At 59.2% G+C, this 13,246-nt stretch carries 12 protein-coding genes; 8 read left to right on the forward strand and 4 right to left on the reverse strand.

Annotated features, from left to right (window positions below):
* Positions 1–156: 156 nt before the first annotated feature.
* Positions 157–1,179 (forward strand): LLM class flavin-dependent oxidoreductase, encoded by a 1,023-nt coding sequence (locus MRBLMR1_RS02030; protein WP_148143386.1) that lies wholly within the window; start codon positions 157–159, stop codon positions 1,177–1,179.
* Positions 1,180–1,272: 93 nt separating this feature from the next.
* Here the strand turns inward: MRBLMR1_RS02030 and MRBLMR1_RS02035 are convergent, their stop codons facing one another.
* Both MRBLMR1_RS02035 and rpsU read right to left on the reverse strand, forming a co-directional pair.
* Positions 1,273–2,109: a tetratricopeptide repeat protein gene (locus tag MRBLMR1_RS02035; protein WP_404945119.1), complete on the reverse strand. Its 837-nt coding sequence runs from the start codon at positions 2,107–2,109 to the stop codon at positions 1,273–1,275.
* Between the two features lie 178 nt (positions 2,110–2,287).
* On the reverse strand, positions 2,288–2,518 hold the full coding sequence (gene rpsU, locus MRBLMR1_RS02040; RefSeq protein WP_112457677.1) for a 30S ribosomal protein S21: 231 nt from the start codon (positions 2,516–2,518) through the stop codon (positions 2,288–2,290).
* A 378-nt stretch (positions 2,519–2,896) separates the two neighbouring features.
* Here rpsU and MRBLMR1_RS02045 point away from each other — a divergent pair, with 378 nt between their 5' ends.
* The 7 genes from MRBLMR1_RS02045 (at position 2,897) to MRBLMR1_RS02075 (ending at position 10,534) form a co-directional block, all read left to right on the forward strand.
* Positions 2,897–3,613 (forward strand): hypothetical protein, encoded by a 717-nt coding sequence (locus MRBLMR1_RS02045; RefSeq protein ID WP_148143390.1) that lies wholly within the window; start codon positions 2,897–2,899, stop codon positions 3,611–3,613.
* Between the two features lie 169 nt (positions 3,614–3,782).
* The gene (locus MRBLMR1_RS02050; protein ID WP_148143392.1) at positions 3,783–5,036 is read left to right on the forward strand and encodes a sarcosine oxidase subunit beta family protein; all 1,254 of its coding nucleotides are present in this window, start codon (positions 3,783–3,785) and stop codon (positions 5,034–5,036) included.
* Between the two features lie 16 nt (positions 5,037–5,052).
* A complete protein-coding gene (locus MRBLMR1_RS02055) occupies positions 5,053–5,409 on the forward strand; it encodes a sarcosine oxidase subunit delta (RefSeq protein ID WP_148143393.1) in 357 nt (118 codons plus the stop codon).
* Entirely contained in the window at positions 5,406–8,381 is a 2,976-nt protein-coding gene (locus MRBLMR1_RS02060; RefSeq protein WP_148143395.1) for a sarcosine oxidase subunit alpha, read from the forward strand. Before MRBLMR1_RS02055 ends, MRBLMR1_RS02060 begins: the two co-directional genes overlap by 4 nt.
* Positions 8,374–8,946, forward strand: coding sequence for a sarcosine oxidase subunit gamma (locus MRBLMR1_RS02065; RefSeq protein WP_148143397.1), 573 nt, complete (start codon positions 8,374–8,376; stop codon positions 8,944–8,946). The genes MRBLMR1_RS02060 and MRBLMR1_RS02065 overlap by 8 nt, the downstream gene beginning before the upstream one ends.
* An 83-nt stretch (positions 8,947–9,029) precedes the next feature.
* A complete protein-coding gene (locus MRBLMR1_RS02070; RefSeq protein WP_183685255.1) occupies positions 9,030–9,335 on the forward strand; it encodes a hypothetical protein in 306 nt (101 codons plus the stop codon).
* 71 nt (positions 9,336–9,406) lie between these two features.
* Positions 9,407–10,534 (forward strand): zinc-dependent alcohol dehydrogenase family protein, encoded by a 1,128-nt coding sequence (locus MRBLMR1_RS02075; protein WP_148143401.1) that lies wholly within the window; start codon positions 9,407–9,409, stop codon positions 10,532–10,534.
* Positions 10,535–10,632: 98 nt separating this feature from the next.
* Here MRBLMR1_RS02075 and MRBLMR1_RS02080 read toward each other — a convergent pair whose 3' ends face one another.
* Positions 10,633–11,118, reverse strand: coding sequence for a MaoC family dehydratase (locus MRBLMR1_RS02080; protein WP_148143403.1), 486 nt, complete (start codon positions 11,116–11,118; stop codon positions 10,633–10,635).
* 51 nt (positions 11,119–11,169) lie between these two features.
* Positions 11,170–13,119: a glycogen debranching protein GlgX gene (gene glgX, locus MRBLMR1_RS02085; protein ID WP_183685254.1), complete on the reverse strand. Its 1,950-nt coding sequence runs from the start codon at positions 13,117–13,119 to the stop codon at positions 11,170–11,172.
* Positions 13,120–13,246: the final 127 nt, after the last annotated feature.

A 13,246-nucleotide genomic window follows, 5' to 3' on the forward strand; every position in this document is an offset into this window, starting at 1 on the left:
ATATTGGAAGAGGCGTCGGGCGATGGCTTCGTCTCGTCGTTCAATATCAATGAACAATCCGTTTCGGCCAAGCCGGCACTCGCGGACTAACAGAAGTTACTCCGGCATGCCATGTAAGCGTCAATATCATTTCACACGCTTATGCCGGAGTGCCTCATGAAGAAGATCGGATTTCTCTCTTTCGGCCATTGGACGCCGTCACCCCAGTCGCAGACCCGCTCGGCTGGCGATACGCTTCTGCAGTCCATCGACCTTGCTGTTGCTGCTGAAGAGCTGGGTGCCGACGGCGCCTATTTCCGCGTTCACCATTTCGCCCGGCAGCTCGCTTCGCCTTTTCCGCTGCTTGCGGCCGTTGGTGCCAGAACCAGCAAAATCGAGATCGGTACTGGTGTTATCGACATGCGCTACGAGAACCCGCTTTACATGGCGGAAGATGCCGGCGCCGCCGATCTCATTTCGAAAGGACGTTTGCAGCTGGGTATCAGCCGCGGTTCGCCTGAGCAGGTCATCGATGGATGGCGCTATTTCGGTTATGAACCGGAAGAGGGAAAGACGGACGCTGATATGGGGCGCCGCCATGCCGAAGTCTTCCTCGACGTATTGAGAGGGCAAGGTTTTGCCAAGCCCAATCCGCGTCCGATGTTCCCCAACCCTCCGGGCATGCTTCGGCTTGAGCCGCATTCGGAAGGTCTGCGTGAGCGTATCTGGTGGGGTGCCGGTTCGAATGCAACCGCCATATGGGCCGCACAGAAAGGGATGAACCTGCAGAGCTCGACCCTGAAGGATGACGAGACCGGCGAGGCGTTCCACATCCAACAGGCCAAGCAGATCCGCGCCTATCGTGAGGCATGGAAGGAGGCCGGCCATGGCCGTGAGCCCCGTGTTTCGGTCAGCCGCAGTATCTTTGCTCTGGTTGATGATCGCGACCGGGCCTATTTCGGTCGCGGTGGCAAGGAAGAGGATTCCATCGGCTTCATCGACGAGAAGACGCGGGCGATCTTCGGTAAGTCCTATGCTGCAGAGCCGGATGTCTTGATCGAGGAACTGCGCAAGGACGAGGCAATTGCCGAGGCTGATACGCTGCTGTTGACCGTGCCAAACCAATTGGGTGTCGAATACAACGCCCATGTGATCGAGGCCATCTTGAAGCATGTCGCCCCGGCTCTCGGCTGGCGCTGAAGCTCATTCGATCAATCCAGAATTAACAATGCCGCCCGAAAGCTTCGGGCGGCATTATTGTTTTCGGGTCTCAAAGATTAGACGTCCTGCCTGTCAGGCGCCGCCTCCGCTACGGGTGCGCGCTGCGCCATCGACGGCTGGCTTGTAGTTCGGGTCGAGCCGGACGGCGTGCGAATAGGACTTGTAAGCGCGAGCGCGGTCACCGCGGCGCTCGTAAACCAGTGCCTGGTTGGCCCAGGATTCGGCGATTTTGTCGTTGAGTTCGATCGCACGGTTGAAGTCGGCGAAGGCATTGTCGTCGTCGTTCAGAGCGACATAGGAAATGCCGCGGCCGTTATAGGGTTCCGGCGCGCTTGACGACAGCGAAATGGCCTTGGAAAAATCCTCGATCGCCTGGGCATGCTGACCGCGGACCTGATAGATCAGGCCGCGATTGTGATAGGCACGACCATCGGTCGTATCCAGCTGAATCGCTTTGTTGAAGTCGTTGAACGCTTCGTCGTTGCGGCCGGCCTGGCGATAGATATTGCCACGGCCGATATAGGCGACGTCATAATTCGGGTTGATCTGCAGCGCGCGGTTATAATCGTTGGCCGCATCGACCGGCTTGCCCATGTTGCGATAGACGAGCCCCCGGTTGGCATAGGCCTGATAGAACTGCGGATTGAGTTGGATGGCGCGGTTGAAATCGTCCACTGCACGCTTGAATTCGCCGGCCCGACCATAAGCGGAGCCGCGGCTGTTGTAACCTTCCGGGTCGGATGGGTTCGACTGGATGACCGATGAAAGCGAGGCGATGTTTTCCTGCGAGCCTTGCGCGCGATCGACGCGAATAACGTCAGTTGTCGTTGGCCCCGTAGCGCATCCCGCCAAGCTCGCCATACCGACGAGCACGCCTGTAATCAGGGTGCGAGAGCGTAGGGTGGTCATGAGCGGCAGGGTGGAAGATTCGATTCCATCGGTAGCAACGGAAGTCTTGGCGGCCATCAGGCGCAGGTCCTTGTATCGGCAGGTTTGAGTCTCAATCGACCCGGTGCAATGAAAAAAGCGGCGGCGCCTAAGTCGCCCCCGCTCCATAATCACATAAAAGCGTCGAAAAGACGGCCGATTAACGAGCCGGACGCGGCGTGGACGGCAGCAGGCCTTCGCGCTGCATGCGCTTGCGAGCCAGCTTGCGAACGCGACGAACAGCTTCAGCCTTTTCGCGAGCGCGCTTTTCAGAAGGCTTTTCGTAGTAATCGCGCATTTTCATTTCGCGGAAAACACCTTCGCGCTGCAGCTTCTTCTTGAGAGCGCGGAGAGCCTGATCAACGTTGTTGTCGCGGACAAGTACCTGCACGTGAAATCCCGTTCCTTTGGTTTGTTGTTCGCCTCAGTCACTGTCTGATTTCAAGGCGAAAAAATAGTGATGCCCGGCGAAAGGCCGTGCGATTGGTGAAGGCAGATAACAGATGAGTCTGCGGAAGTCCATATATGCCGACGCCGTTAATGTGAAAAATGGATGCAAGCTTCTCCGGATGGTTCAAAGCGCCTCTTCGGTCACGAGGCGCGCCCACCGTCTCAATATATCTATTTTGATGTGCTTATAAAAATATAAAACCATAGATTGCGTTTCCGTTTTTGCTGATGCAGACTTCGCTTGCGTCAGGGCGCGCAGCAATTCGCATGTCATTTCACCATGAAGGGGAGGCTGGCTCGGCCAGCCCAGGGGCGAAGCATGTTCAGATTAATCATATGTGCGGGGTTGTTTGTCGGTCTTGCCGGTTGTTCGCCGAATATGGCGGTCAAGCCGGTTCAATTCGGGGAAACCAAGGGTGTGGTCAGCGGGGCGAACTTGAGGTTGGTCACTGAGAGACGGCGATCAGCCTATCCGAGCGTGGTATGCAGCGAGCCCAGCCCGGATTATGCCGTAGCGTTCGGATCCAACCGGACGCTTAAAATCACGCCGCCGGCGGGGTCGTCACGTTCTACCGTAGAGACCGGATCCGAGACTTCCGAATTTGTCCTTGAAGGGGAGGGGCGCGCTGAGGCGGTACTTGCGCTGAGGGACGGCCTCTACACTGCATGCCAGAGCTATGCCAACGGCATTATCGGGAAGGATGCCTATGCCATCATCCTCAGTCAGTATGGTAATCTGCTCCTTGGTCTTGTGGGCAAGGCTGGGGCCGGCGCGGTGCCTGCCTCCGGCCCCAATGCGGCGATGTCTGCCATGACTGTTGCGTGCATCAGCGGTCACGATGGATCGCGGCCGGGCTCAACCTCCAATTCGCTGCTTACGCATCAATTCTGCTCCAAGGTATTGCGGGCCGCGCTCGCGCGGTCGGGTCCCTCTGCCGGCGTCACCGTCAACCCGGCGAAAAAAGATGATCCGGTCAAAGCCAAGCCCGGCGGGAAAAGTCCCGATAAGGGGGCTGATGGCGAGAAGAAGAGTTGAGCTGCAGGGGTGACCTGATCTTTGCCGGCATTTTCCGTTGTGTCGAAACAATCCTCCGATGCGTCGCAATATGGCCATTGCGGCGCATATTGATTTGCGATGGGTATCATCCTACCCAAGTCTCTGATGGTCGGATGACCAACGGAACCGAGCAAGGAAGAGGGGCGCGATGCGCAAATATTCGGTTTTCGCCATAGCCCGCGAGGCAATGCGCGCCCACAAGGGCTGGGAAGCGCAGTGGACGTCCCCGGAACCACGTTCGAGCTATGATGTGATCATCGTCGGTGCTGGTGGTCATGGTCTGGGAGCCGCTTATTATCTTGCCAAGGAACACGGCATCACCAATATCGCGGTGATCGAAAAGGGCTGGCTCGGCGGCGGCAATACCGGCCGCAACACGACAATCATCCGCTCCAATTATCTCTATGAAGAGAGCATGGACATCTACGAGCATTCCCTGAAACTTTGGGAAGGCCTGAGCCAGGATCTCAATTACAACGTCATGTATTCGCCGCGCGGCGTGATGATGCTGTCACACAACATCCATGACCAGCAGTCGTTCAAGCGGCATATCAATGCCAATCGTCTTTACGGTATCGACAACGAGTGGATGACACCGGAACAGGCAAAGGCTTTCGTGCCGGTTCTCGATATTTCCAAGACCGCGCGTTATCCGATCAACGGTGCGGCGCTGCAGCGCCGCGGCGGCACGGCCCGACATGATGCGGTTGCCTGGGGGTTTGCGCGCGCTGCAGCGGATCGCGGTGTTCACATCATCCAGAATTGCGAGGTCACGGGCATTCGTCGCGGAACAGGCGGTGAGGTTCAGGGTGTCGAGACATCCAAGGGCTTTATCGGAGCGAAGAAAATCGGCGTATCGGCCGCCGGCCACTCGTCTGTCGTGATGGAGATGGCGGGCGTGCGCGTACCGCTTGCTTCCAATCCGCTGCAGGCTTTGGTGTCCGAGCCGATGAAGCCGATCTTTCCGTGCGTGGTCATGTCCAATACCGTGCATGCGTACATCTCGCAGTCCGACAAGGGCGAACTGGTCATCGGTGCCGGTACAGACCAGTACAATTCCTATAGCCAGACCGGCGGGCTGCAGATCATCACGCATACGCTGGATGCCATCTGCGAGCTCTTCCCGATGTTTCGCCGGGTGAAGATGATGCGTCAGTGGGGCGGGATCACCGACAACACGCCGGATCGCTCGCCGATCCAGGGTGTGACGCCGGTTCCGGGCCTGTTCGTCAATTGCGGTTGGGGTACCGGCGGTTTCAAGGCAACGCCGGGCTCGGCCAATCTCTTCGCTCATCTGATTGCCAAGGGCGAGCCGCACAAGCTGGCCGCTGGCCTGACGCTTGACCGGTTCCGCACCGGCCGCCTGATCGACGAAGCGGCAGCTGCCGCCGTGGCTCATTGATTGATAGGGATAGACGATGCTTTTGATCCACTGCCCCTATTGCGAGGAAGATCGCTCGGAGTTGGAGTTTCGCTGGGCCGGCGAGGCGCATGTCGTGCGGCCGGAAAATATCGCGGCGATTTCGGACGAGGAGTTCGCCGAATTCTTCTTCCTGCGCAACAACGAAAAAGGCCTTACTTATGAACGGTGGCGGCATATCCACGGCTGCGGCCGTTTCTTTAACGCGGCGCGCGATACGGTGAGCGACAGGTTTTTGATGACATACAAGGCTGGCTTGCCGAAGCAGCCGCTGCCGGTGGCTGAGAAATTCGCCGCAATCGCCGAGGAAAAGTCCGTGGAAACCTGGGAACAGACGGAAGGAGACGCGAGATGAGCGCTTCCTCCAATTCCGGCGCATTCCGCATCAAGGGTGCGGGCCGCCTGACGCCTGCCCGTACGGCCCGCTTTACCTTCGATGGCAAGAGTTATACGGCGCTCGAGGGCGACACGGTTGCCGCGGCACTTCTGGCGCATGGCGTGCATCTGCTCGGTCGTTCGTTCAAATATCACCGCCCGCGCGGCATCCTGACTGCTGGCCCGGAAGAACCGAATGCGCTTCTAGATGTGTCGCGTGATGCGGCTCGCCGCCAGCCGAACGTGCGCGCAACGGTGCAGGAGGTGTTCGACGGTGCGAAGATCTCTTCGCAGAACCGCTGGCCATCGCTGAAATACGATATCGGCGCCGCCAATGATGTGCTTTCGCCCTTCTTTGCCGTCGGCTTCTACTACAAGACCTTCATGTGGCCGAAAGAGGCTTGGGCTAAGATCTATGAACCGATCATCCGTCGCTCGGCGGGGCTCGGTGTTTCGCCGACGGAAGAAGATCCGGATCATTATGCCAGCCGTTATGTGCATTGTGATGTCCTGATCGCCGGTGCCGGTGTGGCGGGCTTGACGGCGGCACTGTCTGCTGCTGCGACGGGTAAAAAGATCATTCTCGTCGATGAGCAGCCGGAAGTCGGCGGGGCACTGCATTACGACGCTTCGACGACGATCGACGGCCAGAACGGTTATGATTGGGCGCAGGCGACGGCTGCCAAGCTGAAGGCCATGCCGAATGTCACGGTGCTGACCCGCACGACCGTGTTCGGTTATTACAATCACGGTTTTCTTGGTCTCGTCGAACGGATCACAGACCATGTCGCCAAGCCAACCAAGGATGCGCCGCGCGAACGCTTGTGGCAGGTGCGGACGAAAAAGGTGATCCTCGCGACGGGCTCGATCGAGCGGCACATGGTGTTCGCCAACAATGACCGGCCGGGCATCATGCTGGCATCTGCGGCGCGCAGTTTTCTCAACCATCACGGCGTGACGGTTGGCCATAATGTCGGGGTCTACACCGCTCATGATTCCGCCTATGAAGCGGCATTCGACCTGAAGCGTGCCGGGGTTTCTATCGCCGCGATCGTCGATAGCCGCGACAAGCCAGGCGAGGCGGTGCTGGCGGAAGCCCGCAAGCTCGGCATTGATGTTCTGACGGGGCACGCCGTGGTCGACACGTCGGGTCGTCTGCGGATCAATTCGATGACGGTTGCCCGCAACGGCAATTTCGATCGCCGCAAGATCAAGGTGGATGCGCTGATTGTCTCCGCAGGCTGGACGCCGTCCGTGCACCTGTTCTCGCAGTCGCGCGGCAAGCTGAAATTCGACGAGGCTAATCAGCGTTTCGTGCCGGATGTTTACGCGCAGAATTCAGTGTCGGCAGGTGGCTGCAACGGTACGGATAATCTCGCCGAGCTGATCGACGAAGCAATCACGGCAGGCGGTGGCAGGATAGCGCTTTCCGGCGAGAACCGGTTCGAGTGGACTGGTGGCATGATCGGTGCGGCTGAAGGAGCCGGCCCGGACCATGCCGTAAAGGCGTTCGTTGACTTCCAGCATGACGTGACAGCCAAGGACATTCGTCTTGCCGTCCGCGAAGGCATGCATTCGATCGAGCATATCAAGCGCTTCACCACCAATGGCATGGCCTCCGACCAGGGCAAGCTGTCCAACATGCATGGTCTGGCAATCGCTTCGGAGATGCTCGGCAGACCGATCCCGCAGGTGGGTCTCACCACATTCCGCGCGCCCTATACGCCGGTGACCTATGGCACGCTGATCAACCATTCGCGCGGCGAGTTGTTCGATCCGGCGCGCAAGACGCCGATGCATGCGCTCGAAGAGGCGGAAGGTGCCGAGTTCGAGGACGTCGGCAACTGGAAACGCGCCTGGTATTTCCCCAAACGCGGCGAGGATATGCACACGGCCGTCAGCCGTGAGTGCAAGACGGTGCGCGATGTCGCTGGCATTTTCGATGCCTCCACACTCGGTAAGATCGAGGTGGTCGGGCCGGATGCGGCTCAATTTCTCAACCTCCTCTACACCAACGCATGGGATACGCTGAAGCCGGGAAAATGCCGTTACGGCATCATGACCCGCGAGGACGGCTTCATCTATGACGACGGCGTCGTCGGGCGTCTGGCGGAAGACCGTTTTCATGTGACGACCACGACCGGCGGTGCGCCGCGCGTGCTCAACCATATGGAAGACTATCTGCAGACGGAATTCCCGCATCTGAAGGTGTGGCTCACTTCGACGACCGAACAATGGGCGGTGATCGCGGTGCAGGGGCCGAAGGCGCGAGAGATCATCGAGCCTTTCGTCGAGGGGCAGGATCTTTCCAACGAGGCCTTCCCGCATATGAGCGTTGCCGAGTGCACGGTCATGGGCGTTCCGGCGCGACTGTTCCGTGTCTCGTTCACCGGGGAAGTGGGCTTCGAAATCAACGTGCCTGCCGATTACGGCGCAGCAGTGTGGAAGGCGATCTGGGAACGGGCGCAAAGCATGGGTGCCTGCCTCTACGGTACCGAGACCATGCATATTCTGCGCGCCGAGAAGGGCTATCTCATCGTCGGGCAGGATACGGACGGAACGGTGACGCCGGATGACGCGGGTTATGGCTGGGCCGTCTCCAAGAAGAAAACGGACTTTGTCGGTATCCGTGGCCTGAAGCGTCCCGACCTTGTGCGCGAAGGTCGCAAGCAACTCGTCGGGCTTATGACCAAGGACCCCAAGGAAGTGCTGGAGGAGGGTGGGCAGATTGTTGCCGATCCGAACCAGCCGAAACCGATGACCATGCTCGGTCACGTCACCTCGTCCTACTGGTCGGAAAATCTCGGCCGCTCGATCGCGATCGCGCTGGTTGCCGGGGGACGGTCTAGGATGGGCGAGACGCTTTATGTGCCAATGGCCGACAAGACGATTGCCGTCGAAGTGACTGACATGGTGTTCTTCGACAAGGAAGGAGGCCGCATCAATGGCTGAGCTTGATTCCAATATCGCAACCCGTAGCCTTCCACTTTCCGGTGTTCACGGCGGTTCTGCCGCTGTGCGGCTGGAGCCGGCGCAACCTGCCGAGCGGATCAATCTGCGTGTAGGCGCCGAGGATGTGTCTGCATTGTCTGCAGCACTTGGCCTCGACCTGCCGGTGAAGCCGAAGACGTCCTCCTCTGCTAACGGGCGCACCGCGCTATGGATCGGGCCGGATGAGTGGCTGGTGTTTGCAGACGGCGGCGGTAGCATCGGAAGCAGCCTCACACAGGCTGCCGCGAGTTCGAACGTGGTGCATTCAGCGACCGATATCTCGCATCGAAACACAGCTATCCTTGTGTCTGGTCCGGGGGCTGCCGCTACGCTCAACGCCGGTTGCGCGCTGGATCTCTCGCTCGACGCTTTCCCGATCGGGGCCTGCTCGCGCACGCTGTTCGGCAAGGTGGAAATCGTGCTGCTCAGGACCGCGGAGAATACGTTCCGGGTAGAAGTCTGGCGGTCTTTCTCCGACTATGCCTTCGGCCTTCTGAGCGAAGGCGCGCGGGATGCGGCGCTGTGACCATCCGGTCTTCGACCATAGCCTAACTTGATCTTGGCTTATCGATATCGCACCCTCCCGGGTCAAAACGGGAGGGTTTTTCTATGCCGGAGACTCAATGGATCGTGCTTGGGCTGGCGGCGGCGATTGCCGGCGGTGCCATTGCTGCCAAACTGGCGGGTGTCGAACTCTGGAAGGGGCTGCTTGTCGGTGGGGCCGCAGCATTGGCCGCGCTTCTGGCCTCTTTCGCGCCCGGCATCGATCGTGATCTCTCCATGCCGATTGCGGCGTTGATTGCGTCCGGCATTGCCGGTACGATCGTCGGGCTCAGTGCTTCGCGAACCGCTCCAATCCTGATCGGTGCTGCCGTTCCGCCACTTCTCGGCATGATGATGCTGGATCTGAGTTGACAGGTGTATTGCTATTGCAGCCGCTGCCATCCGGCGGCTAGTCTCTTCAGGCAAAACTCTGGGAGGAGTTCGTGAAGATACGTGCAGCCGTCCTGCGGCAATCGCCTGTCATACCGCCTTTTGCAATAAGCAGGCCGCTTTCCATAGAAGAACTTGATCTCGATCCGCCTAGGCGTGAAGAGGTGCTGGTGCGCATCGGTGCGGCGGGGCTTTGCCATTCCGACCTTTCAGTCATCAATGGCGACCGCCCGCGGCCTATGCCGATGGCGCTTGGCCATGAGGCATCCGGTGTCGTCGAAGCCGTCGGTCCGGGCGTACATGATCTGGTGCCGGGCGATCATGTGGTGATGAGTTTCGTACCGAGTTGCGGCCATTGCCTTGCCTGCGCCGAGGGCCGTCCGGCACTTTGTGTGCCGGGGGCTGAGGCGAATGGCAGGGGTGTGCTGCTATCGGGAGAGCGGCGGCTGATTTGCGATGAGGTTCCTGTCAATCACCACCTCGGCGTATCCGGTTTTGCCACGCATGCGGTTATCTCCCGTCACTCGGCAATAAAGATCGATCGTGATTTGCCCCTGGCGGAAGCCGCATTGTTCGGTTGTGCGGTGCTGACGGGAGTGGGGGCGGTCGTCAATACCTGCAAGATACAGGCAGGTCAGAGCGTTGCCGTGGTCGGTCTCGGCGGCGTCGGACTCGCTGCCGTGCTCGGCGCGCTTGCGAGTGGCGCGGAGCGGGTGATTGCCGTTGATCTTGATGCGGAAAAACTGGAGGTCGCCCTTAAACTCGGTGCTACGGATGTTTTTCTGGCGGGCGATGTGGATGTAATCGAAAAGATTCGCGAGGCAACCGGCGGCGGCGTCGATCATGCGCTTGAGATGGCCGGCTCGACCCGGGCCTTCGATCTCGCATATCGCATTACGCGCCGGGGAGGGACGACAGCCACGGCCGGTCTTGCCAATCCTGTCAGTCAGTTCGCCATTCCGGCGGTCAGTCTGGTGGCCGAAGAACGGCGAGTGCTTGGTAGCTATCTTGGTGGATGCGTGCCCTCCCGGGATATACCCCGCTTTATTGCCCTTTACCGACGTGGAAAGCTGCCGGTGGACAGGTTGCTGTCATCAACCGGGCCGCTGGAGGAGATCAATGAGGCTTTTGACCTACTGCATGAAGGCAAGGTCATCCGCCACGTCATTACCTTTGACTAGAGCAATTCCAGCAAAAGTGGGAACCGGTTTTGCGTCCGGAATTGCGTCAAAACAAAGAGATAGAGCCGTTTCGCGTTTCGGAGAAAGGCGGAAAGGCTCTAGACGCCTTCCGGCCGATCCTTAGGGTCAAACTGCACGATGGTGATCCAGGTGGCGGTCAGTGCTGGTTTCTTCTCGTTTTCGATCTCGATCGAAACTTCATAGGTGGTCATCAGCATGCCGCCGCCCCGGAAACGGCAGTCGGACAGGGTAAAGTGGCCACGCACACGTGCGCCGCATTTGACCGGCGACATGAAGCGGACACGATCGAAGCCGTAATTTATGCCCATGGTCTGCTCGCGGATCTTTGGCACGGTGCCGAAGTTCATCGCGGAAAGAAGGGACAGCGTGAGAAAGCCGTGTGCGATCGTGCCGCCAAAAGGACTTTCGGCCGCCGCCCGCTCTGGGTCCACATGAATAAACTGGTGATCGAGCGTCGCATCGGCGAACTGGTTGATCATCGTCTGATCGACGGTGATCCAGTCCGAAACGCCGAGTTCCTGGCCCACAAGTCCTGGCACGTCGGCCAGCGAAATCTCACGCATGCAACACACCGCTTTGTCGTCGTTTTAAGCTATTGCCCGTGGGCCGCAACATTACCCTTTCAGGCAGAAGCTGACGGAGCGGGAAGGAAGGAGGTTCGTCCAAGGCTTATCCGAAAGCAGATCCTGCCAGCCGCTGCCGGGCAGAATAAACTCAACATCTTCATGGCCCCGGTTGAAGAGGATTGCAAGACGAGTCGAGCTGTCCGATGAGCGATCGTCTGTCGCAACGATCATGCCTATCAGCCGGTTCTCGGCATTTTCCCAATCGGATACCTGCATGGGAAGGCCAGAGGGGGCTAACCATTCAATGTCGCCGTTTCCGGCGAAGAAATCCGTTTCGGAAAACACCGAGAATCGCCTGCGGATACCGGCAAGCCATGTCGTATGCCGCACCAGTTCTGTATCCGGCTCCTGCCAGTCCATCCATGTAATCTCGTTATCCTGGCAATAGGCATTATTGTTGCCGCGCTGCGAACGACCGGTTTCGTCCCCCATGGTGAGCATGATGGTGCCGCGACTGGCAAACAGCGTGGACAGAAGTGCGCGGACATCACGACGACGGCGTTCCTGTACTGCAGGATCAGCGGTCAGGCCTTCCGCTCCGTTGTTCCAGGAGTAGTTTTCGTTATGGCCGTCGCGGCTGTCCTCGCCATTGGCATCGTTATGCTTGTGCTCGTGGGAGACAAGGTCGAACAGGGTGAACCCGTCATGGGCGGCGAGGAAATTGACACTGCGTGTGCGGCCAGATTTTTCAAAAATGTTCGATGATCCGGCAAGGCGGGTGGCGAGCGCTCCGGTCATCCACTGGTCGCCGCGCCAGTAGCGGCGCATGTCGTCGCGGGCGCAGTCGTTCCATTCGATGAAGGGCGCGGGGAAATTGCCGAGCTGGTAGCCGCCGGGGCCTATATCCCAGGGTTCGGCGATCACTATACGATCCTTCAGCAGATCATCGGACAACAGTGCCGTCAGCGTTTCGCCATTCGGATCGAAACCCTCTGCCGTGCGACCCATAACCGGCGCGAGGTCGAAGCGAAAGCCATCGACGCCGGCATGCCGAACGAAATGACGCAATGTGTCGACGATCAACTGTCGGACGACCGGATGATCCGCGGCGACCGTGTTGCCGGTGCCGGCGTCGTTGACCAGCTCGCCCGGATCATTCGGCAGATGGCGGTAATAGGCCAAATTGTCGAGACCGCGCATAGAAAGCGTTGCGCCGTATCGGTCGCTTTCGCCTGTGTGGTTGAATACGAGATCGAGGATCACGCCAATGCCGGCTGCATGCAGCTTCGTGACGGTTTCACGCAGCTCCACCATGCCACCGGGGCAGAGGCGTGGATCGAGCGCCATGAAGGCGACCGGATTATAGCCCCAGCCATTGGTGAGGCCGAGAGGCGGAAGATGGCGCTCGTCGATCCATGCGGTGATCGGCATGAGTTCGATCGCATCGACACCGATCTGTTTCAAGTGTGCGATAATACTGGGATGGGCGAGGGCTGCGACCGTGCCGCGGATCTCTTCCGGAATATCGGGATGCAGGATGGTGAAGGGTTTTACCGCGATCTCGTAAACGAAGCCGCCGGGGGGCAGGAGCGGAGCCGAGATTTCGGCTTCGAGGTTTTGCGTGACGATAGCTTGAGGCACAAGGTTCGTGGTGTCGATCTCATAGGTCGCAAGGTCGTGATCTGCCTGGAAAGGGCGATCGAGTTCTTTGGCATAAGGATCGACGAGCAGTTTTGCCGGATCGAACCATAGTCCTTTATCCGGATCATAGGGGCCGTAGGCGCGGTAGCCGTAACGCTGGCCTTGTCCAAGGCCTTCGATCGAGACGCGGTGGACATCGTCGGTGCCGCGGAGCATGTCGTGACGAACGGTTTCGCTGCCGCTCTCAGTGTCGAACAGGCATAGCACGATCTTTTCGGCAGACGAGGACCAGACGCTGAAGTCCACGCCGGTCGGGGTGAGGGTGGCGCCGAGTTTTGGATTTAGTGTCGAGGGCATGTGATACCCCCCTCTGCCCTGCCGGGCATCTCCCCCACAAGGGGGGAGATCAGCTGGAGGCGTGATCCCTGTGTTGCTTTAACAAAGAGTGCTGCAATCGATGCGTTGGAGATGGTCGAGGCGTTGC

It is taken from the genome of Neorhizobium sp. LMR1-1-1.1 (assembly GCF_040675795.1).
GTDB lineage: Bacteria > Pseudomonadota > Alphaproteobacteria > Rhizobiales > Rhizobiaceae > Neorhizobium > Neorhizobium cellulosilyticum.